The 23,162-nt window shown below is 52.1% G+C and carries 24 protein-coding genes; 16 read left to right on the top strand and 8 right to left on the bottom strand.

What is annotated here, in order from left to right; all coding sequences use genetic code 11:
* Positions 1-284: 284 nt before the first annotated feature.
* From PsAD37_RS23305 to PsAD37_RS23255, 11 genes are all read left to right on the top strand, one after another.
* Positions 285-839, top strand: coding sequence for an AAA family ATPase (locus PsAD37_RS23305; protein WP_063298115.1), 555 nt, complete (start codon positions 285-287; stop codon positions 837-839).
* 456 nt (positions 840-1,295) lie between these two features.
* Positions 1,296-1,877 carry an RNA polymerase sigma factor gene (locus PsAD37_RS23300; RefSeq protein ID WP_063298114.1) on the top strand — a complete coding sequence of 194 codons (582 nt, stop codon included), beginning with the start codon at positions 1,296-1,298 and terminating at the stop codon, positions 1,875-1,877.
* A gap of 78 nt (positions 1,878-1,955) precedes the next feature.
* Positions 1,956-2,216, top strand: coding sequence for a RebB family R body protein (locus PsAD37_RS23295; RefSeq protein ID WP_054663306.1), 261 nt, complete (start codon positions 1,956-1,958; stop codon positions 2,214-2,216).
* Positions 2,217-2,230: 14 nt separating this feature from the next.
* Complete coding sequence (locus PsAD37_RS23290; protein ID WP_063298113.1) at positions 2,231-2,950, top strand: hypothetical protein; 720 nt, start codon at positions 2,231-2,233, stop codon at positions 2,948-2,950.
* Positions 2,951-3,087: 137 nt separating this feature from the next.
* Positions 3,088-3,504, top strand: a complete 417-nt coding sequence (locus PsAD37_RS23285; protein WP_057460905.1) for a hypothetical protein — start codon at positions 3,088-3,090, stop codon at positions 3,502-3,504.
* A gap of 23 nt (positions 3,505-3,527) precedes the next feature.
* Positions 3,528-4,187: a hypothetical protein gene (locus PsAD37_RS23280; protein ID WP_063298112.1), complete on the top strand. Its 660-nt coding sequence runs from the start codon at positions 3,528-3,530 to the stop codon at positions 4,185-4,187.
* Positions 4,188-4,305: 118 nt separating this feature from the next.
* On the top strand, positions 4,306-4,647 hold the full coding sequence (locus PsAD37_RS23275) for a RebB family R body protein (protein WP_063298111.1): 342 nt from the start codon (positions 4,306-4,308) through the stop codon (positions 4,645-4,647).
* A gap of 203 nt (positions 4,648-4,850) precedes the next feature.
* Entirely contained in the window at positions 4,851-5,147 is a 297-nt protein-coding gene (locus tag PsAD37_RS23270) for a RebB family R body protein (RefSeq protein WP_063298110.1), read from the top strand.
* A gap of 159 nt (positions 5,148-5,306) precedes the next feature.
* A complete protein-coding gene (locus PsAD37_RS23265; protein ID WP_057460907.1) occupies positions 5,307-5,627 on the top strand; it encodes a RebB family R body protein in 321 nt (106 codons plus the stop codon).
* A 237-nt stretch (positions 5,628-5,864) separates the two neighbouring features.
* Positions 5,865-6,188 carry a RebB family R body protein gene (locus tag PsAD37_RS23260; protein WP_057460908.1) on the top strand — a complete coding sequence of 108 codons (324 nt, stop codon included), beginning with the start codon at positions 5,865-5,867 and terminating at the stop codon, positions 6,186-6,188.
* A gap of 151 nt (positions 6,189-6,339) precedes the next feature.
* The gene (locus tag PsAD37_RS23255) at positions 6,340-7,158 is read left to right on the top strand and encodes a rhodanese-related sulfurtransferase (protein WP_063298109.1); all 819 of its coding nucleotides are present in this window, start codon (positions 6,340-6,342) and stop codon (positions 7,156-7,158) included.
* 544 nt (positions 7,159-7,702) lie between these two features.
* Here PsAD37_RS23255 and PsAD37_RS23250 read toward each other — a convergent pair.
* On the bottom strand, positions 7,703-8,578 hold the full coding sequence (locus PsAD37_RS23250) for an SMP-30/gluconolactonase/LRE family protein (RefSeq protein WP_063298108.1): 876 nt from the start codon (positions 8,576-8,578) through the stop codon (positions 7,703-7,705).
* A 125-nt stretch (positions 8,579-8,703) separates the two neighbouring features.
* Positions 8,704-9,171, bottom strand: coding sequence for an Lrp/AsnC family transcriptional regulator (locus tag PsAD37_RS23245; protein ID WP_057460911.1), 468 nt, complete (start codon positions 9,169-9,171; stop codon positions 8,704-8,706).
* 156 nt (positions 9,172-9,327) lie between these two features.
* Between PsAD37_RS23245 and ald the strand changes: the two genes are divergently transcribed.
* The 3 genes from ald (at position 9,328) to PsAD37_RS23230 (ending at position 12,040) form a co-directional block, all read left to right on the top strand.
* Positions 9,328-10,461, top strand: a complete 1,134-nt coding sequence (gene ald, locus PsAD37_RS23240; RefSeq protein WP_057460912.1) for an alanine dehydrogenase — start codon at positions 9,328-9,330, stop codon at positions 10,459-10,461.
* A gap of 169 nt (positions 10,462-10,630) precedes the next feature.
* Positions 10,631-11,578, top strand: a complete 948-nt coding sequence (locus tag PsAD37_RS23235) for a hypothetical protein (protein WP_063298107.1) — start codon at positions 10,631-10,633, stop codon at positions 11,576-11,578.
* Between the two features lie 42 nt (positions 11,579-11,620).
* Complete coding sequence (locus PsAD37_RS23230; protein WP_063298106.1) at positions 11,621-12,040, top strand: VOC family protein; 420 nt, start codon at positions 11,621-11,623, stop codon at positions 12,038-12,040.
* Between the two features lie 21 nt (positions 12,041-12,061).
* Here PsAD37_RS23230 and PsAD37_RS23225 read toward each other — a convergent pair whose 3' ends face one another.
* From PsAD37_RS23225 to zwf, 6 genes are all read right to left on the bottom strand, one after another.
* A complete protein-coding gene (locus tag PsAD37_RS23225; protein ID WP_063298123.1) occupies positions 12,062-12,325 on the bottom strand; it encodes a glycine zipper domain-containing protein in 264 nt (87 codons plus the stop codon).
* Between the two features lie 194 nt (positions 12,326-12,519).
* Entirely contained in the window at positions 12,520-12,795 is a 276-nt protein-coding gene (locus PsAD37_RS23220; RefSeq protein WP_063298105.1) for a glycine zipper domain-containing protein, read from the bottom strand.
* 117 nt (positions 12,796-12,912) lie between these two features.
* Positions 12,913-14,556, bottom strand: coding sequence for a glucose-6-phosphate isomerase (pgi, locus tag PsAD37_RS23215; RefSeq protein WP_063298122.1), 1,644 nt, complete (start codon positions 14,554-14,556; stop codon positions 12,913-12,915).
* A gap of 231 nt (positions 14,557-14,787) precedes the next feature.
* Entirely contained in the window at positions 14,788-15,429 is a 642-nt protein-coding gene (gene eda, locus PsAD37_RS23210) for a bifunctional 4-hydroxy-2-oxoglutarate aldolase/2-dehydro-3-deoxy-phosphogluconate aldolase (protein WP_057460916.1), read from the bottom strand.
* On the bottom strand, positions 15,429-17,303 hold the full coding sequence (gene edd / locus PsAD37_RS23205; RefSeq protein ID WP_063292808.1) for a phosphogluconate dehydratase: 1,875 nt from the start codon (positions 17,301-17,303) through the stop codon (positions 15,429-15,431). Before edd ends, eda begins: the two co-directional genes overlap by 1 nt.
* A 237-nt stretch (positions 17,304-17,540) precedes the next feature.
* Positions 17,541-19,013, bottom strand: a complete 1,473-nt coding sequence (gene zwf / locus PsAD37_RS23200; protein ID WP_063298104.1) for a glucose-6-phosphate dehydrogenase — start codon at positions 19,011-19,013, stop codon at positions 17,541-17,543.
* A 481-nt stretch (positions 19,014-19,494) separates the two neighbouring features.
* Between zwf and ade the strand changes: the two genes are divergently transcribed.
* Positions 19,495-21,210, top strand: coding sequence for an adenine deaminase (gene ade / locus PsAD37_RS23195; RefSeq protein ID WP_063298121.1), 1,716 nt, complete (start codon positions 19,495-19,497; stop codon positions 21,208-21,210).
* 241 nt (positions 21,211-21,451) lie between these two features.
* The gene (locus tag PsAD37_RS23190) at positions 21,452-23,119 is read left to right on the top strand and encodes a long-chain fatty acid--CoA ligase (protein WP_063298103.1); all 1,668 of its coding nucleotides are present in this window, start codon (positions 21,452-21,454) and stop codon (positions 23,117-23,119) included.
* The last annotated feature ends 43 nt before the right edge of the window (positions 23,120-23,162 follow it).

The raw sequence follows: 23,162 nt of genomic DNA, 5'->3' as shown, positions 1-23,162 counted from the left end.
ACTGACCGACCGGACACTTCGACCATCCCGTAAAACAAGACGGCGGATCTTGGCTGCACTTTCCATCAATATCACCCGTTCATGCCCCGCGCTAAATGCACGGATCCTAACAAACAGGTGGGTCAATCTTAAACGCTCATAACCCACCTAACCGGGTCAATTTTGCATGCCGATTCACACTTCAGATCGAAAGCACTACCCTTTTTGCGCTCCTTGCATTCCGGTTTTCGAACTCTCCCCCCAATATATCGTCTTGTTTTGCTCATTCTTTGCGAGGTTTTGCGATGAACTTTGTCATTACTGGTGCGTCTGGTGCGTCTGGTGCTGGGAAATCTACTTTGCTGGAGTATCTCAAGTCTCTTGGGTATGCGTGCCGGGAGAAGGTTGGGCGCCAGTTGGTGCGGGAGCAACGGGGGATTGACGGTTCTGCCCTTCCTGATCAGGACTGCGTTGCCTTTCGGGATTTGTTGTTTGAGCATTCCATTGCGGCGTTTGATCAGAGGGTGGTGCGATCAGATGAGCCTGTTTTCCATGATCGCAGTTTTCTTGAGGCGATTGCATATAGTGCAATTATTGGGGCTTCTGTTCCTGAGAGCATGGTGCGTGCTGCGCAACTGAGGCGGTTTGCTTCTCCTGTTTTTGTGTGTGCGCCGTGGAGAGAGATTTTTGAACATGATGCGGAGCGAACGCATGGCTTTGACTTTGCGTGCCAGGATTATGCCGCGAATGTTTCGGTCTATCGTGCTTATGGATATGAGTTGGTTGACGTGCCGCAAGTGTGCGTTGAAGAGCGTGCCCGGTTTGTGATTGAGCACCTGGAAAAACAATCCCTCCTTTAATTTGTAGAATCGCTGATGTCACAAAACGCCGGGCGAGCTGTCTATTAAGGGCAGGGTGGATGGCGCTCTATGAGATTGGGCTTATGCATTTTTCGGATTGTATCAATCTCAAGTATACACCTTATGGGTTGTTAACAGGTCGTCGTCGTGTTTCTGGTTGTGTTGTAATTCTGCAAGGTTGATTACTCGAAGGTCGTTAAGTGACTGGAACCTCTTAAAATTTCTAATCTGGTTCGCGTTCTATTATCAAAGGTTGTAAGCATGAATTAATACAACCCATAAAATTGCGTTGGTTTTCCAAAAACAAGAATATCCGTAGCTTCATCTCTATCGAAGCGGACGAATTCTCTAGAAATAAAGTTGATATCTGTTCTTCATGCCAGTGTTGGTGTGTGTTTCGTGATGTCTCTTTGTGGTGTTTAGAGATTTAGTCTGTAATACATTGAGGTGTGGCGGATGTATTGCAAGAATACACGACTAGAACATCTTGATGGGCGTCAGGATTTGACGCCTGTTTGGGAATACTGGAACGAACATAGAAAAAAGATATTTGGAAGAGCGTTTCATCTTACTGGTGGTGACATGGATGCGGCTGAAGAGTTGATGTCGGCAACGATCATCAAAGTTGCATCGCACTTTGAACAGCGTCCCTTGAATATGAGGGAGCCAATCGCCTTTTTTATGTATGCGCTCAAAAACGAGTTTATCAGTCAGTACCGGAAGAAGCGTTATGAATATCAGTTTCGTGATGGCGATAAGGATGTTTACGACGAACATCTGGCCAATACAGAGATTGAAAGCGCACCGCAGGAAGTGTTGCTGGCTCAGAAGGAAGAGCTGATGCTGATCAGCAAGACGCTGGAGCGGCTTCCTCTTATCTACCAGCAGATTTTTTCCATGAAATTTGCCGAGGATCGCAGTTACAGCGAGATTTCGGAGGAGCTGAATATTTCTCAGGCTTTGGCCCGAAAACGGGTGCAGTTTTTGCGTGAGAAGCTGAGAGATGCCCGCTCCAAGAAGCGTAAGCGGCTCAATTGAGCAGATTGAATGTTCACAGGAGGGTTGGGAGTGCGTCTCTCCGAATAGTTAACGAATTTAGACTGCGAGGGCGAAAGCATGGCGGAAGATACTGTAAATGCTCAGGTGACGGATGCCGTTACCCAGACAAATGTGAAGGTGGTGGGTGAAGCGCCTTCTCAGGCAATTGCCAATCTGTACCAAGTGGTTAGCAATGCGACGGGATTGTCGGTTCAAAATGCGACCCATGCGCAACAATCCATGAACCAGATATCGACGGCTGTTGTGTCCAAAGGCGTGCAGCTGATTATGGAAATAGGCCCGACCTCTGGAGCGGAGTCTAAACCTTCAGGTGGCTAATTTGAGGGAATTTGATGGTGAGGGAGAGAGGTGAGAGTTCAGCTTCTCAAGAGTATGAGAATGCGATTACGCGTCGGCGGCGCCTGATCTCTCTGCTCCACGGACCTTTGAGCGATAATAGTTTGCGTTCCTCAACTCAGTCCGGTGCTGAGGCATCCAGAACACAGGGTGCTCAGCGATCTTCTCCAGCGGTCAAAATGTCCTCACAGGCGGCAACGGAAACCGTCAACACAGCAAGTGAGAGCAACAGTCAATCCGGAGCGCAACAAACCATGGTGATGGATAGTGAAAAGGGATCTGCTGGCGGTGCAGACTTTGAGGATACTACCGGTTCTGACGGAGCGGGTGGGCAGTCGCAGGGCACATCCACGGATACCGGGAAGGAGCAGTCCTCCGGGCCATCCTATCCACCATTGCCAACCTCTGCGCCTTCAACTTCTGCCTTAAACGAACAGATTACTCAGGCCGTGCAGTTTACCAACTTTCAAAACTACCAAGGATTGGAGTCGATGATCTCCATTCCTGATGATGTGATGACCAAGCAGTCCAGCGGGCATGCGTCGCAAAATGCAGAGACCTACATGAACGGTGTCATGCAAATCTCCATGGCCGCACAGGCGATTGTGGCTGCGAAGATAGCGCAGGATCCGGCGCTGGCAGCGACACCTGCGCTGACGGAGCTGAACGTCATGGTGACCAATGCCATCTCGGCGTTTCAGGATGTGAGTGAGTGATCTGCCGGAAGCGGGTCAGCTGATGGATCTGTTTCAGGAAATTACGCTGTTGTTTCAATAGGATTACATTTTGCTTGCGACTTTTCTTCGGGCTCTGACGCGATAGGCAGATCCCCGGTCAGCTCTAAAGGTGAGATATGGAACGGGACGTTACATACATTCGAGAGGAATTGGAGGAGGTGATCCTCAATCAGTTACGCCGCTGGGAAGGGGTTATCGAGCAGGAAGAGACGCTTACGCTGTCGCGGTCTGGTGTTGAGACGCTGCCAGGGCTTTTGTGTCACCTGAGTCTGGCGCGGGATGCGCTGGTGAAGGCGGAAGGGATGCTGGTGTGTGAAGATGGCATTACTGCAGCGGATGTGGTTCTCGGGTTTCGCGATGAGCGATTGCAGGAAGAGGCCGATCGGTATGAGGACCGTGAAGACGAGGACCGATTGATCCAGGATGGGGTGGAAGAGGAGCTTCTTGCGCGGTTTACCTCCACTGGCGACATTGAGTTTGACGCGCGGGGAGAGGACCGCAGTTCCGAGCGGAATTCAGATCACAACTGGTAAGACTGGACTTGAGGAGTGAGGCGATGAGTACAGCCGCGAACGGAACGTCAGGGGCCGCAGATGCTGGTCCTCAAAAGGTCACGGTGACACCGGGCCCGGAATTCAACTCTGCGCTGGATGATGCTGTCGTGCAGCTGACCAAGGTGAAGCAGAATGTGGATCAGGCCGCCAGTGAATTTGCGCAGCTGAGGCAGGGCATTCCAAACTACAATGAGGTGGTTGCTGAAATCCGTCAGCAGCAGGCGCAGATCAATCGGGCTTGTGATGATGCAGCATCCTCTGCGCAGACGATTGTGTCTGAGGTCGAGCAGGCGGCAGCCAAGCTGTGCACCTCCATTGATGAAGAGATTACGACGATTAAGAGCGTGATTGGTACGGGGGATGAGGAGGAGGAGCCGCAATCACCACCAGCACCGCCGCCCGCGCAGCCGCAGCCGCAAATGGTGCCTGGGCAAAGTGGGCCGCAAGCTGGTCCCGGCATGGCGCAGTTTCCGGGCTCTGGCCTGCCCGGTCCCGGCGGGGTTCCCAATCAGGAAGCGATGGCGGTACAGGCTGCTGAAGCCATGCGGGATTTTCTGAAGAAGGAAATCAAATCGGAGCTTTCAAGGCAGATTGCGCCACTCAATGAGAAGCTCTCCGAGCTTTTGATCAGTTATCTGCAACAGAGATCTCGCGATAGATGAGTGATGTGTGAACCAATTCTTACGAAGGGCACTGGCTCTTAGGAAAGAGTTCACAAATAGAGAGGAGCGGCGTCAATAGTCTGTAAATGGCAATAATAACAAGCATATTGGAGAAAAAATGCCAAAGACTATTGAGGAACAATGTGGCGCAGCAAAACCCTCCGATGGCGGAACTGTTGATGCTGACGTGATTGCAATTCTTGGGGTGGCTCCTGCGTTCGCGCTGGCGCTGACCTTCCTGACAGCGGCGCAATCGACAGGGGTGCTTTTTGAGAATTCCGTCTCGAATGCACAGCGCCAGAACATCATTGCGCAGACCGCTTTGAATCAGGGAATTTTGCATACTTATTCTGTTGGTTCCATGGCTGCTGCAAACAGCATTTCACATATGGACCCGAAGGAAGCCGAGCAGGTGAACGAGAGTTTGCTCGGAACATTGTGTCGGTACTTTTCACGTTAAGTCGCGGTGTTTGGTCAGTCTGCAACGGCCATTGAGTTTTCTAAATAATTGAGAGTTTGCCTCTGGTCAGTGCAGTGCTTGCGCTTGATCAGAGGTGAAGCAGGGCTGCGTTTTTACCGAATTGCTCATGAGTTCGGTTGATCAGGTGGGAGTGATTTATGGCGGATCTACCGGGGATTGGCCCCGTAATACCAGAGGACGGCATGGTGACGGATGCTGTCACGCAATCCAATGTAACGGTGCTTGGGCAAGCGCCTGCAATTGCGATGGGAAACCTCTATGCATCCCTTGCACATTCAACGGGCATTTTGTTGCAGAACTCAGTCGCATCCGCGTCTCAATCTACCACTCTTGCACAGGCGACGACCAACATGGGCGTCATGCAAATCTATTCCGCGAATACAACGGCCGGGGCATCGGCCACAGAAAAAGTTGCTCAGGCTGGGACAGCTGACCAACTCAGCACGCTGCTGACTACCTTGCGTAGTTTCAACCCATAACCGGAACTTTCGAGCTTCGCTTTCTGGTGCAAAGGCCAGAGCGATGAGAATGGTTCTGATGCATCCTTTAAGTTGTAGTAGCGCGTACTCCTTTGGAGCCAGTTCAAGGAAATGCAGAACCGGATTTTGACCAGAACTGTATGAAAGAGGACTATTAGAATGCCAACAACTGTTAGCCCTATGATCACTGACGCGGTTACCCAGTCCAACGTAAAGGTCGTGGGTGAAGCCCCTGCGATGGCAATGGGCAGTGTCTTTCAGACAATGGCTCATTCCACCGGAATTCTCTTTGAGAACTATGTTTCTGCCGCTCAGCAGCAGAACATTCTTTCTCAGGCAGCAGCTAACCAGGGAGTCATGCAGATTTACTCCATGGATACGATGGCTGGCGCTGGTGCTACCGAAAAAGTTGCTCAGAGCGGCACACCAGACCAGTTGAACACGCTGCTGACAATCATGCGCGTTTTCAACCCAACCTAACGGGTTTAGGCGTCGCCCTCCGGCGACGTTGGTTCAACTTGCAGTTAATGGTGTCCGGTTGGTTTTCAGGTGGGCATGCCCCTGGTGGTTCTCTGTGAAATCACCGGACACGACTTCTCTTATTCATGGCAGTTCATATTCTGCTGAGCTGCTTTTGTTTCTGTCTCCCGCGTATCGGTATTCGAAAGGCGGTTTCGTCTCTTCGAAAGATATGCTGCATTTTTAAGGATGACGACTATGCCGGATACGGTAAATCCAATGATTACTGATGCCGTCACACAAACCAATGTGAAGGTTGTTGGTGAAGCACCCGCCATGGCTATGGGTTCGCTTTTCCAGACGATGGCGCACTCAACCGGTATTCTCTTTGAGAATAACGTGGCTGCTTCTCAGCAGCAGAACATTCTGGCTCAGGCTGCAACCAACCAGGGCGTTATGCAGATCTACTCCATGGATACCATGGCAGCTGCTGGTGCTACGGAAAAGGTTGCTCAGTCTGGCACGCCGGATCAGCTTCAGACGCTTCTTACCATTATGGAAACCTTCCGCCCGGGCCGGTAAATGGACCTGTGACGACCTCTCGTGCGAGTTACATTTCAACCTTCCCTGCTTCGGCAGGGGAGGTTTACAGTTTTGGTATGGTCTCTTTTGCTGACAGACCCGATGGAAATGAGTATAGGTACTGCTACGAATAAGCCCACAAAGGCAAAGAATGACACATACGCTAACCCCCATTTTGGTCTGTGCGCTCTACAAGTTTGTTGAGTTTGCGGACTTTGAAGACATGCGCGAACCTCTGCTTGACTACTGCAAAAGCCGAGGTATTCGCGGCAGTCTTCTTATTGCTCGTGAGGGCATTAACGGAACTATTGCTGGTGAAGAACCGCAGATGCGGGACGTGATTGCCTACTTGCGCAAAGACCCGCGTTTTCATGATATCACCGTCAAGGAAAGCTGGGCAAAGCAAGTTCCATTCAAGCGCATGAAGGTGCGTTTGAAACAGGCGATCGTGAATATGGGTGTGAACCATATCGATCCGAATGATCTTGTCGGCACCTATGTGAAGCCAGAGGACTGGAATGCGCTGATCTCTGACCCGGATACGGTCGTGATTGATACGCGCAATGACTATGAGTTTGCTCTGGGCACGTTTGAAGGTGCATTGGACCCTGACACGGAAACCTTCAATGAGTTTCCTGAGTGGGTCAAACGCAATGATAACTCTCTGCGCGCCAAGAAGAAGGTTGCCATGTTCTGCACCGGCGGTATCCGCTGTGAGCGGGCTACCGGCTTGATGCTGGAGCAGGGCTATGATGAGGTTTACCACCTTGAAGGCGGTATTCTGAATTATCTGGAAAATGTACCAGAGGACGAGAGCCTCTGGAAAGGCGAGTGCTTTGTGTTTGATGACCGCGTGTCTGTTGACCACAAGCTTGATGCTGGCTGGGGGAAGAACCTGCCGGAGAAAACCAAGAAGGTTCTCGCGCCCTACCAGATTGACGACAAGCCTTCTGAGGCTGGTGAAAGCTGAAGCAGAGTTGATTGAGGGGCGGTTTGACTGCCCCTTATTTTTGTCTGCATCCGGAAAATCTTATCCCCGTGCGCTCAGGCTAGCTTATTGTTGATCTCATGTTCACGTGAACGGGCAGCTGGCGGAGCGACCGTCAGTGCAGCGTGAGCTGGGCGGGGCTACCGGGAGACTTAACGCATCCTCCGGCGGGTCCGTTGAAACACCCCTTGAAAGTCTTTAGTGCAGGGACCAAGCGGAAGCTGGTCACCCGATGGGCGTCTACACTGGCAGGCGTTTAGCTATCACTGACACTCACATTTGCCTCTGGCTGATGTGCTTGTTGCTGATGGTGCCTGCTCCCAATGCCTTTCGGTGGAGACCTTGTTTCATACAAAAACGCCCGGGCGAGGCGAGCAGCCAATGCCGAAGAAACTAATTTACTCATAATGCGCAGGCACTGCCTGTTCGCCTTGCTCACCCCGTACTCCGGGGCTCAAACGAAAACACCGCCGGACATGAGCCAGCGGTGCTAAATCTGTTTGTTTTTCAGGACGCAGGGCAGAGCTTATCCGAAACGACAGGTTGGCAGGCCTTTGTGCTCCACATCCATTGCGAAGAGACCGCCTGATTTTGGGAACTCCTTGAGAAGCTCGTCATCTCCATGAGGGCGCAGACTTGCCACGACCAGTGTGCCCAGGTTTGGACCTGCAAAGCACGGAATGGTCGGGCGTGGAACAGGCATGGCGATGGACTGCAGCAGCTGTCCATCCGGATCAAAGCAGTTGACGTTGCCTGCTGAGACGCCTGCGGACCAGTAGTTGCCATCGGTGTCTGTTGTTGCGCCGTCCGGTCTGCCCACTGTGTTGTCCAGCTGCAGGAACTTGCGCTGGTTGGTGATTGCGCCGAAGTCACGGTCGAAATCATAGGCGAAGACTTCGCCGGAGCCGGTGTCAGAGTGGTACATGGTCTTGTTGTCCGGAGACCACGCCAAGCCGTTGGAGGTTCTGATCTCTGTCGCGATTTGCGTGACATTGCCGTCTGGTGTGACGCGATAGAGGCTGGCGATTGGTGTTCTTGGACTGATGTCGTCCATGGTGCCCACCCAGAATGCGCCGTCAGGTCCAACCTTGCCGTCGTTCAGACGAGTACGTGGATTATCCGGCTCAATCTTCGCGATGACCTCGTACATTTTGGTGCCTGTATCAAACAGGATGATTTCGTCTTTCATCGCCACGATGAGGCGACCGTCTTTACAAAGACCGAAGGAGCCGACGACTTTCGGGAAGTCCCATGTGGTGACTTCTTTGCTATCCCAATGCATTGCGTGGATCTGTTTTCCGAGGATGTCGCAGAAGAACAGGTGTTTTGTCAGTTCATCCCAGAGGAGACCTTCGGCCAGCTCGTAGCGACCGTCCAGCAAGCAAGTGATAATTGGGGTCAAAGTCGTGCTCCATACTCATGCAGCCCGGGAGAACTGCAGCAATATACAATTGAGCGTTGTTATAGAGAGGTTTGGCAGAAGCGTCGAGTATGCCTGTGAGAAAACCGCAAGGTTTTCGAGGTGAATTAGCTCTCTGAAATTGGCAGGGCGCTGCCTTGTTTGGTGGAGCGGATCGCGAAGGAGGAGCGCATGCGCACAACGCCGGGGAGGCGGGTGAGGTGGTCACGGTGGATGCGCTCAAAATCAACCGGATCATCGGCCATCACACGCAGGATGTAATCCGCATCGCCGCCCATGAGGTGGCACTCCATGATCTCGGTGGAGCGATCAACAGCCTTCTCAAATGTTGAAAGGGCTTCTTCTGACTGAGAGCCGAGCGAGATCTCGACAAAGACACTCATACGCTTGCCCAGCTTTTTCGGATTGAGCAGTGCGACGTACTTCTCGATGACGCCTTCACCCTCCAGAGTCCGGACACGACGCAAGCAGGCAGAGGCGGACAGACCCACATGATCTGCAAGATCAGAATTGGAGATACGGCCATTGTCCTGCAGCGCGCGGAGGATCTTTTTATCAAGCTTGTCGAGTTTCATAGCTTTGCCGTTTTCGCAGATTATTGTGTCTGAACGATGTTTATTCGTAGATGTTTGCTAAAATGTACCGTGTCGTGCGCACATTGCAAGCATCTGCAGCTGAGATTTCCATAAGCTATGTAGAAACACAAAGCCGAAGCTGATTGGGAGATTGTGATGCTTGTTGGTGTTCCTAAGGAAATAAAAAATCACGAATATCGCGTTGGTCTGACGCCAGACAGCGTGCGTGAAGTTGTTGCTCATGGCCACGACGTGGTTGTTGAAACCAATGCTGGTGTTGGCATTGGCGCGAGCGATGCTGACTATATTGCAGCTGGCGCATCCATCCTGCCGACTGCTGCAGACGTCTTCGCGAAAGCAGAAATGATTGTGAAGGTGAAAGAACCTCAGGCTGTTGAGCGCAAGATGCTCCGTCCTGATCACCTGCTGTTCACCTACCTGCACCTGGCTCCGGATCCAGAGCAGACTGCTGACCTTGTCGCCTCCGGCGCGGTTTGCATCGCTTATGAAACCGTAACTGACGAAAAAGGCCGCCTTCCTCTGCTGGCGCCTATGTCTCAGGTTGCTGGTCGTCTTTCCATTCAGGCTGGTGCAACTGCACTGCAGAAAGCCAATGGCGGCGCTGGTGTTCTGCTTGGCGGTGTACCGGGTGTTGCTCCTGCGAAAACCGTTGTGATTGGCGGCGGTGTTGTTGGCGCCCACGCAATTGAAATGGCAATCGGCCTTGGCTCCGATGTTACCGTTCTGGACAGAAACGTTGATGTTCTCGACGCCCTTTCTGCTCGCTTCGGTTCCCGTTTGAAGACAGTGTTCTCCAACCGTGCCGCGCTTGAGAAAGAAGTTCTGGCTGCTGATCTGGTTGTTGGTGCTGTTCTGGTGGCTGGTGCAGCTGCGCCGAAACTGGTGACCAAAGAGCACATCAAGGCGATGAAGCCGGGTTCTGTTGTGGTTGACGTTGCTATCGACCAGGGTGGTTGTTTTGAAACCTCCCGCGCAACAACTCACCAGGATCCAACCTACATCGTGGATGAAGTGGTTCACTACTGCGTGGCAAACATGCCAGGCGCAGTGGCTCGCACCTCAACATACGCGCTGAACAATGCGACCTTGCCTTACGTTCTGGCGCTGGCTGACAAAGGCTACGCAGCTGCTCTTCGCGACATTCCAGGCTTCCTGCCGGGTTTGAACGTTTATAAGGGTCAAGTCACTGTTGCTGAAGTTGCTGAGAACCTTGGCTACACTTACGTAGCTCCAGAAGCTGCTCTGGTTCAGGAAACTGAAGCGGCCTGAAAGTCTAAGCGGACTTAGAGATTAGAAGCGGGAGCCACTGGCTCCCGTTTTGCGTTGGTAAAGGTTCTGTTTACCCTGTCACCGGTTTGCTGCGGCGTTAATGAGTTTGCAGGTGCGGTTTCGATATACTGGTCAAAATTTACTAGTATTTTTCTGATTGGGCGGCGTCATGTATCATGATTTGGAATTGGTTCTTCAGCATGATTTGATTGTTGAATGGAAAGAGCATTACAAAGAGGTGTTCGGCAAGCACACGCTCCTGCTGAACAACCGCCTGCATGAGTTACCTGTGTTTCTGCCAGAAAACCTGGCGCGGTTGATCGAGACCACTCCCTCTGAGCACTATGATTTTGTTCGTCCCGGTGCGATTGGCACCAAGAAGTCCCAATGGCTACAGGGCAGCATTGAAGGTACCAAAGGCGAGGATGTGCTTCGTGCTGTAGAAGAAGGGCGTTTCTGGCTTTCTCTTCGTGCACTTCAGGAATGGGATGAGGGCTTCAAGCAGGTCACGTCGAAGATATTTGATGAGCTCGAGGTGAGGGTTCCGGGCTTTGAGACCTTTAAGCACAAGACCGGGATGCTGATTTCTTCCCCCGGTGCTCAAGTGTACTATCATGCAGATGTACCCGGACAATCCTTATGGCAGGTGAAGGGCCATAAGGACGTTTATATTTATGAAAGTACCGCACCGTTTCTTTCTGATGAGCAGTTGGAAGGTATCTTCCTTGGGACGACCGAAGAAGAGATCCGCTTTGAGCCCTGGTATGATGAGTTCGCTACAAAGGTGACGCTGAGCCCGGGTGAGATGGCGCACTGGCCGCTTAACAACCCGCATCGGGTTGAGAACCATGATGAAGTGAACATCTCGGTGACCACTGAGCACTTCACCACTGAGGTCAGGGATTTTTATGCGATTATCTATGCCAATGGTTTGCTGCGTAGAGCAGGGATCTCTGGCAATCGGCACAGCGTTGGTGTGATGAAATACGCCAAGATGGCTTTGGCGGCTGCGCATAAGATGGTTTGGAAAAAGTTGTTTCAGAATAAGCCTGTCGCCAAGAGCCCGCGCAGTTTCAAGCTTGATATGTCTGCATCGGACTTTATGACAGACCTTTAGGTCTGTCGGTAACCTGCAAAAGACTGGCGGGGAGGGGACCAAATGGAAGTACACAAAGGACGTTTGATCGATCACGTACATTTGGTGGTACGAGATCTGCAGATGAGTTCCAAGTTCTACAAGACGAGCCTAGCCACTCTTGGCAGATCACTCACCCATGAAACTGATGAGTTCTTCATCTTCGACGAGCTGTTTGTCACGCCTGCAACAGATGGCAACGTTACCAGAGTTCATCTGGCATTCATGGCCAACTCAGAAGATGAAGTGCGTGCGTTTTATCAAGCTGCTCTGGATAATGGGGGCCACGATAACGGAGCACCGGGCCCGCGTTCCTATCATCCGGGATATTATGCAGCTTTTGTTCTTGATCCTGATGGCAACAACATTGAGGCGGTCTGGCATGGACCAGCAGACCGGTCCTGTGAGAGTGTTGTTTTTACCCCGCATGACCCGCCTGACTGAGCCGGGTTGGCTGCGGGCGTGTCAGCAGCGGTAGTAGTAAGGGCGGCCATGTCTGTCGTAGCCGACACAGCGGCGCGGGGTGGTGGCTGCACCAATCAACCCGCCTGCAACGGCACCGATACCTGCACCGGCAAAGGCCGCGCCAACATCCCCTGTTGCTGCTCCAATTGCAGCGCCGGTGGCGGCACCAAGACCACCGCCGACGAGGACGCGGTCTGTTCGGTTATACTCACTGCAAGCACCGAGTGTGAGCAGGGTGGCTGTTATGATTATTGCTTTTCTCACGATCCTACCCATGGTCTGATTGTTTGAAATCCACGGTAGTGCTTGATCTGTTGCAGATGAGTGAATGTCGTTGACGAGATGGGAAGGTGGTTAAGCTGATACTGTTTGTCTTTTGAGAGTTGTAGGTATGCAACGCAAAAAGGCCCCGCAATTGCAGGGCCTTTGGAATTTTGTAACCAAATTTTTTGCGAGGCTTATGGGCACTTCACGCGGTATGGGCGACCGTACTGATCATAGGCAGTACAGTTTTTCGGAGTTGTCACATTACCAACAATGCCGCCGGCTACACCGCCGATTGCTGCACCTGCAACTGCAGACCCCACGCCACCACCTGTGGCCGCGCCGATGGCTGCACCAGTCGCAGCACCAAGGCCACCGCCAATGAGAGTTCGGTCTGTGCTTGAGGATGTGTTACAACCAGCAAGGGCAAGCAATGCAACACTTACACCAGCAAGAGTAATTTTTTTCATTTTTTCCAGTCTCCTTTTGCTGCCAATCCCAATTTGACCGGACCCCGATACCTCCTGGCAGCTCTAACTTTGTGAGGCTGAGCTAACAAAAAGAACATGGTTAAAGTTTGTTAAAAATTAGAGGCTCCTTGCCTTCTTTAGGTATTTTAACAAGCCTTGGGTCGAACTGTCTTTGTTTGCTGCGGATTGGCTGCCTTCAACCATTGGCAACAGCTGTGTCGCAAGTTCTTTTCCAAGTTCAACACCCCACTGGTCGTAGGAGTTGATGTTCCAAATCGCTCCTTCAACGAAGACGCGATGTTCATAAGACGCGATCAATCTACCCAGTGTGAATGGATCAAGACGATCATAGAGGAGGGTGGTTGAAGGCCGGTTACCCGGGAAGACCTTTTGTGGAGCTAGTTTGGCAATCTCTTCTTCAGATTTTCCATCTTTACGAAATTTGTCTTCAACCTCTTCCAGAGAACGGCCACGGAGCAGGGCTTCACTCTGGGCAAGGCAGTTTGCCAGAAGGAGATTGTGGTGGACTTGCAGGTCCTCTTCGTGGCTGTTGGCAGCAACCAGAAATTCGCAAGGAATGATGCTCGTGCCTTGGTGGATCAGCTGGTAGAACGCATGCTGACCGTTGGTGCCGGGCTCACCCCAGACGATCGGGCCGGTCTGGGTTTCAACAGCAATGCCGTCTTTGGTGACGCTCTTGCCGTTGGATTCCATGTCCAGCTGCTGCAGGTAGGCAGGGAAGCGGGCAAGGCGCTGATCATATGGCAGAACTGCGCGGGTGTCGTAACCCAGCACGTTGCGATGCCAGACACCGACGAGGCCCATCAGGAACGGGATATTGTCTTCAATCGGGGTGGTGCGGAAGTGATTGTCCATTGCATGGGCGCCGCCGAGGAAATCAGAGAATGCATCCGGACCAATAGCGATCATGAGTGGGAGGCCGATCGCGGACCAGATGGAGTAACGTCCGCCGACCCAGTCCCAGAAGCCAAAGACACGCTCTTGCGAGATGCCAAAGGCCGCGACTTTTTCCAGTGCGGTGGAGACAGCTGCAAAGTGTGCTCCGACGGCTTCTTCGCCGTTGTGTTTGGCGATCCAACGACGGGCTGTTGCCGCGTTGGTCATGGTCTCAATAGTGGTGAAGGTCTTGCTGGCGATGATGAAAAGGGTCTTCGCCGGATTCAGGTTTTCCAAAGTGTCGGCAATGTGTGAGCCGTCTACGTTGGAGACGTAATGCAGGTTCGGGCCATCATGATATGGGGCCAGAGCCAGAGTTGTCATCACCGGACCAAGGTCAGAGCCACCAATGCCGATGTTGACTACGTCTGTGATTTTCTCGCCGGAATGACCTGTGATTTCGCCAGAGCGGATGCCTTCTGCGAAGTCGCCCATGTTGACGAGCACTTCGTTGATGTCAGGCATAACGTCTTTGCCGTCCACCAGTACTGGGTTCTCGGACTGGTTACGCAGGGCAGTGTGCAATACGGCGCGGTCTTCTGTGGTGTTGATGTGCTCACCTGCGAACATGGCATCGCGTTTTGCTTCAACATTGGCAGCACGTGCGAGTTCGAGCAGGAGCTCCAGAGTTTCTTCAGTCAGCTTGTTCTTGGAAAAATCGTAGAGCAGGTCGTCAGAAGAGCGGGAGAACTTATCAAAACGAGAAGGATCTGCTGCGAAGAGATCGGTAATCTTAGTGGAATGAATGGCCTGAGCGTGTTCATCAAGGCGTTTAAAGATATCTTTTGGATTAGCTGTCGGCATCGAGGCCTCCATTTATTCTTGTAATAGCTTCTGACTGGCAGCGAGTGTCGCGCCTTGCCAATTTACCGTAAAGCAGCTTGCTCGTTTTTCGGGACGTGCAAACTGCTTCAAAGTTTTGTTTTTATGCGTCTTCTTACCCGGAAACACCTTCATGCTTTTAGGAGCATGACAGGTCCTTGATGTAAGGCCCCGGGTAAGAAATTCAATGCAATCAATCGTGATGGTTTGCGATTAAACAGTCAATGCAGCTGCTTCGCGAGCCCGCTTTTCAATGCCTGCCCAGTCTTCAGATTCAATTGCTTTTGCGTCTGCGATCCATGACCCACCAACGCAAAGGACGTTAGGCAGAGCAAGGAAATCACGTGCGTTGCCAAGGTTGATACCACCAGTTGGGCAGAATTTAGCCGCAGCCAGAGGAGAAGACAGACCTTTCAACATCGGAGTGCCGCCGGCTGGAACAGCTGGGAAGAACTTGAGACGCTCATAGCCTGCTTCCAGCAGCTTCATCACTTCAGACGGAGTGCATGTGCCCGGAAGTAAAGGAGTTTGCTGAAAATCTTCAGCGGCTGCGATGAGGTTGTCTGTTGCGCCCGGAGAAACGACGAATGTTGACCCTGCTTTGACGGAGGCTTCGTACTGCTGATGGGTGAGAACGGTACCAGCACCAACCAGAGCGCCTTCGACGTTGTCGGCAACTGCTTTGATGCAGTCCAGAGCGTTTGGAGTGCGCAGTGTGATCTCGATGCCCGGGATGCCGCCATCCACGAGGGCCTGTGCCATTGGAACTGCTTTTTTGGGGTCATCGACAATGAGAACTGCGATCACCGGGGCGGCGGTCATGATTGCTTCTACTCGCTCGATATTTTGAGCCATTACACTGTCTCCATTGCGCTGATTGTGTCAGCATTCCGTTGGGTTTTGTTTGTCTGTTCCAGATTGAAGAGGCGAGCGCCGGTATCGGCTGAGCTCACGTTTGCCCTGAAACTTGCGAATAATTCTCTTCCGGTTCCACTCTGGTATGCTTGCAGATCTGCAGGTGCGGCAGTTCTTTGCGCAAACTCATCTGCAGGAACAAGCAGCTCCAGCGTACCGCTTACTGCATCAAGGCGCAGCAAGTCACCGTCCCTTACCTTTGCAATTGGTCCACCATCCATCGCCTCGGGAGTAACATGAATTGCAGCTGGGATCTTGCCACTGGCGCCGGACATCCGGCCATCTGTTACAAGTGCGACTTTATACCCTCGGTTCTGCACAACGCTAAGAGGTGGTGTCAGTTTATGGGCTTCTGGCATGCCGCAGGCTTGCGGACCAACGTAACGGAGCACAACAATCACATCTTTGTTGAGTTCGCCAGCTTTGAAGGCAGCTTCGACATCTTCTTGAGTATGGAAGACCTGAGCTGGGGCTTCGATGATATGGCGATCAGGTGCGACAGCAGAGGTTTTGATGATGGCAGAGCCGAGGTTGCCTGTGAGGACTTTGAGACCGCCGTCTTTGTTGAACGGAACGGACATTGGCGCAAGGATGGTTTCATCCAATGCCTTAGCCGGTGCTGGCTTGCGGAGGACACCGCCTTTGTCATCAAGGAAGACGTTGACGGTGTAACCGTCCAAGCCTGTTCCGTTGACTGTTTTGACGTCTTTGTGCAGCAAGCCTGCATCCAGCAGTTCGCGAATGAGGAACCCCATTCCGCCTGCTGCTTCAAAATGGTTTACATCGCTTTTGCCGTTTGGATAAACGCGGGCAAGCAGCGGGACGAGTTCGGACAGATCCGAAATGTCCTGCCATGTGAGCTGAATGCCAGCGGCGGCGGCGATTGCGACGAGGTGCATGGTGTGGTTGGTGGAGCCGCCTGTTGCGTGCAAGCCCACGACACCGTTTACGATTGCGCGTTCGTCGATGATCTCAAAGAGCGGCGTAGGTGTGCTGCGCTGTGCGGTGAGTTCGACGACCTGTGTGACTGCTTCTTCAACCAATGCTTTGCGCAGGGGTGTGAGCGGGTTGGTAAAGGAACTGCCCGGCATGTGCAGGCCCATGATCTCCATCAGCATCTGATTGGAGTTTGCAGTGCCGTAGAACGTACAGGTGCCAGGCGAGTGGTAGGATGCGCTTTCAGAAGCAAGCAGTTCTTCACGGGTTGCTTTGCCTTCTGCAAACAGCTGGCGGATGCGGGCTTTTTCGTCGTTGGCAATGCCGGAGGTCATTGGGCCAGCAGGTAGGAAGATTGCCGGCAGATGGCCGAAGGACAAGGCTCCGATGAGCAGGCCCGGGACAATCTTATCGCACACACCGAGGAACACTGCCGCGTCAAACATGCCATGTGACAGGCCAACGGCAACGGACATGGCGATCAGGTCACGGGAAAACAGTGACAGGTCCATCGCTGGCAGGCCCTGTGTCACGCCATCGCACATGGCTGGTACGCCGCCAGCAACCTGAGCTGTCGCTTGAATTTTGCGGACTGTTTCGCGGATGATTTCCGGGTAGCTCTCATATGGCTGATGTGCGGAGAGCATGTCGTTGTAGGCAGTAACGATGCCGAGGTTTGGCTGCTTGTCTGTGGCGAGGTGCTGTTTATCAGCTGCCGGACAGGCTGCGAAGCCATGTGCCAGGTTTGTGCAACCGAGGTTTGTGCGTTGTGGTGCGTTCGTGTGCTGCGCTTTCATGCGACGAAGATAGTCTTGTCTGCTCGTAGCGCTGCGCTCGATTATGCGATCTGTAATCTCTTTGAGGCGAGGGTGAACCATGTCTTGTGCTCTGCCTTTTGTTCTTTGACTTTGCATCAGTCAAACCGAATGACCAGACGCGGGATTAGGAGGAGGAATCCTTATTTTTGGTCATTTTAATCGATTTAAATTCTGAGCCTAATTTTTATTCTGACAACTCTGCCCGTAGGCAATTTTGATTGTTTCGGGGATGGGCGCAAGTGGGAGAAATACTTGCAAGGGCGACCAGGTGCCAGCGGGCCAGCACCTGGTGTTTAATCAATATGTTTCATCATGCCATGTACGGCCATCACGCTCGATAAGTGCGATGGAGGCAGATGGACCCCAGGTGCCTGAGGTATAAGGCTTTGGAGCTTCTTTAATTTGGGACCATTGTTCAAGGATCGGATCGATCCATGTCCATGCTGCTTCAACTTCGTCACGGCGCATGAACAGGGTCTGGTTGCCACGGATCATATCCATGATGAGGCGCTCATAAGCATCCGGATGACGGGAGCTGAAGGCTTCAGCAAAGGTCATGTCCAGCGGTACTTCGCGCAAACGCATGGAGCCTGGGCCCGGGTCCTTAATCATCACCTGCATTTTCACGCCTTCATCTGGCTGCAGGCGGATGACCAGTTTGTTTGCTGCAATCCGTCCAGCATCTGGCAGGAAGATGGAGTGAGGCAGGTCTTTGAATTGGATGGTGATTTCAGAAACACGAGCGGCAAGGCGTTTGCCGGTTCGCAGGTAGAACGGAACGTTGGACCAACGCCAGTTCTCGATGTCTACTTTGGCAGCTACGAAGGTTTCTGTGTTGGAATCGTTGCGACCCAGTTCTTCCAGATAACCCTTTACAGCACCGCCCGCGGATGCGCCAGCGCGGTACTGGCCGCGAACTGTGTTGCGTTCGACCATTTCGGTGCTCATTGGACGGAGGGCTTTGAGTACCTTCAGCTTTTCGTCGCGCACACTGTCTGGTGCCATGGATTCAGGTGGTTCCATAGCAACGAGGCAAAGCAGCTGAAGCAGATGGTTTTGAACCATATCGCGAAGAGCGCCAGCGGTGTCGTAGTAACCAGCGCGGCTCTCAACGCCGAGTGTTTCTGCCACGGTGATCTGTACGTGGTCGATGTGAGCCGCGTTCCAGAGTGGTTCAAACAGTACGTTAGCAAAGCGCAGAGCCATAAGGTTCTGAACGGTCTCTTTGCCGAGGTAGTGATCGATACGGAAAATCTGGTGCTCTTTGAAGACGGAACCGATGGTCTCGTTAACGTCGTGAGCAGACCTGCCGTTCTTGCCGATCGGCTTTTCGATGGTTACGCGGGACGTCTCTGTTACGAGATTGTGTTCGCCAAGGGCGGAACAGATTGGGCCGAAGAAGTCTGGAGAAACAGAGAGGTAGAAAGCGCGGACAACGTCTTCGCGGCCTGCCAGTTTTTGTTCCAGAGCTTCCCAACCGGTGTTCTGAGCGACGTCAACGGACACATATTGGATACGAGCGAGGAAGCGTTCGAGAGCTTCCTGATCGATTTCAGCGACGTGCTCACAAATGGCAGTCCGGGCCCAGTCGCGGTATTCTGTGTCGCTGAGCTCGCGGCGGGAAACTGCGATGATGCGCGCGTCTTCGCCCAGATGACCGACTGGTTCGCGATGATAGAGAGCTGGGAGCAGCTTGCGGTGTGCAAGATCGCCGGTGCCTCCAAATACAACGAGATCAAATGGGTCAGATTGTGCTGGACGGTTCGCCATGGAGTTCCCTTAGTCGTGAGCCGGTATCGGATATCCGGCTTCAATTGCTTGGCATGCGGTATCAGTTGGAGAATTTGCAGGAGCAAGCCAACAGGCCAACTGAATTAAATTTGATTGTAGAGTTGTGAGAGGCGCGGACGTGAGCCGCAAGCTTGGCAGTTAGACTGCTCTTATCTGCATCAAAACTCATACAAAGGTTGCATTTATGAAATTGCACCTCTGTTTGATGCGGGTTTCATCAAAATGCAAGCAAAAATACGAATGTGCCTAGAAACTAGGCAGTTCGGCGTGCTGAAAGGGGAAGTCGCAATCTAAAAAATGCAGTTTCTGTGGGTTTTGTTTTCTGACTGTCATGATTTGTACAATTCCAACAAGCATTTGTAATGGCGGCATTGGGGAGCTTGCGATCTTTTGCTAGGCTTGCCCCAAGGGAAATATAAATGAGGAGGCATGCCCTATGCTTCCTCTGGGAGGAAATGGCATGGGATCTCGTCAGCAAAAAGTTGCCGGTTTAAAAACACTCATCGATCAGGGGCAGGGCAATGCGCCTGCTGATCTGGTGTTGAAGAATGTTAAGCTGTTCAATGTGATCGACGGCAGTCTGACGAAGACCGACATTGCGATCTCCGGTGAGAAGATTGTTGGAACTTATGACGACTACAGCGGTGTGAATGAGATCGACTGCAGCGGCAAGATTGCCGTGCCGGGCTTTATCGATACACATCTTCATGTGGAATCATCGTTGGTGACACCGTTTGAGTTCGATCGTTGTGTATTGCCTCACGGTGTGACAACTGCGATTTGTGATCCGCATGAGATTGCCAATGTGACCGGTGCTGCTGGCATTAAGTACTTCCTCGACAGCTCTGTTGAGACCATTCTGGATTTACGGGTGAACCTGTCTTCCTGTGTGCCTGCCACTAAATTTGAGACAGCTGGTGCTCAGTTGGAGATTGATGACCTTTTGCCATTCAAGGATCATCCAAGCGTTATTGGTTTGGCGGAGTTTATGAACTTCCCCGGTGTGTTGGCCGGTGATCCGGATGCTTTGGCTAAGATTGCTGAGTTTGAAGGGGAGCATATTGATGGTCATGCGCCTTTGGTGCGTGGCAAAGCCTTGAATGGCTACCTTGCCGCGGGCATTCGGACTGATCATGAAGCGACCACTGCAGAAGAAGCATTGGAGAAGATCTCTAAGGGCATGACGATCCTGATCCGAGAAGGATCTGTCTCTAAAGATCTGGATGCTTTAGCGCCTGTCCTGACACCAGAGCGGGCCAGTTTTGTTGCGCTTTGTACGGATGACCGGAATCCACTTGATATTGCGGAGGAGGGACATCTTGATTGTCTCATCAAACGCCTGATTGCTCATGGATGTGCACCTCGTGATGTCTACCGTGCGGCAAGCTGGTCAGCAGCCACTGCATTTGGTCTGCGAGATCGCGGATTGATTGCGCCGGGTTGGCGTGCGGATATTGTGCTGCTCAATGACTTGGAAAGCTGTGATGTGGATCAGGTGATCAGTGCTGGGCGTGTGGTTTCGGATGAGTTGTTTGCCAGCCGCAAGTTGATTGAGCCGGAAGGATTGCTGGACAGTTGCCATGCCGAACCAGTGCATGCTGAAAGCTTCCGTGTGCCTGCGCAGCGCGAAACATCAGTGATTGGTGTGAAACCGGGGCTGATTATCACCGAGCATCTGAAGATGGATTTGCCCGTTGAGCATAATTATTCCCAGATCGATTTGGGGCAGGATGCTATCAAAGTGGCTGTTGTGGAGCGTCATGGAAAGACAGGGAATATTGCGACAGGGTTCGTAAACGGGTTTGGAATGACATCGGGTGCGATTGCCTCCTCTGTTGGACATGACAGTCACAACATCTGTGTGGTTGGCGCTGATGAAGAGGCCATGGCAATTGCTGTGAACCGATGCATTGCGTTGCGCGGTGGATTTGTGGTTGCTGAAGGTGAAGAAGTGCTGGCTGAGATGGAACTGCCACTTGCCGGATTGATGAGTTTGGAGCGATTTGAGGTGGTCAAAGAGCGTTTGGAAGTGCTGCGCAAAGCTGCAAAATCTCTCAATTGTGTATTGCCAGAGCCGTTTTTGCAGGTCGCATTCTTGCCTCTTCCGGTTATTCCCCACCTTAAAATTACTGATTTTGGGCTTTTTGACGTGTCGAGTTTTCAGCTCATTCAATAGAGCAGAGCTTTGATATCTCTTGGGTTCTCGAGAAAAAATCAGTGGAATTGAGTAATGTGTCGCATTGAAGGTCAACCGTATGTCTGGGTTGACGCAATGGTAAACCTGCCGCAAATTCCACGCAAAGCATGATGATATAAGGTTTTTCTGATATGTTGCACACATGAACCTTGGCGCTCAGCTTCGGTTTCCTGTCAACTTCGTCTGAAGAACTATAATAATTCGGGGAGGAGATCTGCGCATGGCGACAGGTCGTGAGGGACAAGTGGAATTTCCAATTCGTACTATCGATAGCTATCTGGATGATACGGTCAAAAATTATGCGCACCGTCCGGCTATCTACTTTATGGGCAAATCAACAAGCTACGGCGAATTGGGAGATTTCGTTGAGCGTGCTGCAGGTGCCCTGCAGGCGATGGGTGTGAAGAAGGGCGACAAGATCGGCCTTTGTCTGCCTAATACGCCGTACTACACCATTTTCTATTTTGCGATCATGAAAATTGGCGGTGTCGTCGTCAACTTCAACCCGCTTTATGTTGAGCGCGAAATCGCGTTCCAGGCGCGGGATTCTGGCGCACGCATCATGGTGACCATGGATCTTTCTGTGATCTATGATCGTGTGGAAGCTGTTCGTCAGGAAGGTGCTTTGGACAACATCATTGTTTGTCCGATGGCGGATATTCTGCCTCAGCCTAAGAAGCTATTGTTCCAGCTGTTCAAGCGGAAGGATGTTTCCAACATTCCAGCTGATAAAGCTCACATCCGCTTCAAAGATTTTCTTGCAAAGTCCAAAGGCATTACTCCGGTTGAGATTGAGCCGAAGGAAGATGTGGCAATCCTGCAGTATACCGGTGGTACGACTGGTGTGCCTAAGGGTGCGATGCTGACGCATTACAACATCACGTCAAACATGGAGATGCTGGAAAGCCATTACGGTGGCTTGAAGCGCGGCTACGAGAAGACACTTTGTGTGCTGCCATTCTTCCATGTGTTTGCGATGACTGTTCTGCAGAACCTTTCCATTTTAGGCGCTGCTGAGATGCTGCTTATGCCGCGGTTTGATCTGAAAGAACTGCTTGATCTGGCTGCGAAGAAGAAGCCAACTTTGTTTGCGGCTGTACCAACGCTTTACACCGCGATCAACAACAGTGAGCTGACGAAAAACTACGATCTGACATCAATCCGCTATTGTATGTCTGGTGGAGCGCCGCTGCCTGTTGAAGTGAAGCAGAAATTTGAAGCCCTGACAGGCTGTGTTCTGGTGGAAGGCTACGGTCTGACAGAGACCTCTCCGGTTGCCTCAGCTAACCCGATGGACGGAACAGGTAAAGACGGCTCTATCGGCGTTGTAATGCCGGGGACGACTATTGAGTTCCGTGATCTGGAAGACCTAGAGAAAACGGTTGAGCGCGGAGAAAAGGGTGAGCTTTGCATCATCGGTCCGCAGGTCATGAAGGGTTACTGGAACCGTCCTGACGAGACCGCCAAAACTCTGGAAGATGGCCGTGTGTTGCACACTGGTGATGTCGGTTACATGGATGATGAGGGTTTCATCTTCCTTGTTGATCGCATCAAGGACCTCATCATTTGCTCCGGTTACAACGTTTACCCGCGTGTGATCGAGGAGGCGCTTTATCAGCATCCAGCCGTTGCTGAGGTTATCGTGATTGCCATCCCTGATGGGTATCGCGGGCAGGCACCGAAGGCTTTTGTGAAACTGAAAGATGGGCAGAGTGCGACTGCAGAGGAGTTGAAAGACTTCCTGAAGGGCCACATCTCCAAGATTGAAATGCCGAAGGCGGTTGAGTTCCGGGAGGAGCTGCCAAAGACCATGGTTGGTAAGCTCTCCAAGAAAGAGCTGGTTGAAGAAGAGGCTGCCAAGACGCGTAGTACTGAAAACGCCAGCTGATAGCTACTTCGTGAAAAAGAAAAGCCCTCGCAAATGCGAGGGC

This window comes from Pseudovibrio sp. Ad37 (assembly GCF_001623075.1).
GTDB lineage: Bacteria > Pseudomonadota > Alphaproteobacteria > Rhizobiales > Stappiaceae > Pseudovibrio.
This window is presented reverse-complemented; position numbering and strand designations above follow the sequence as displayed.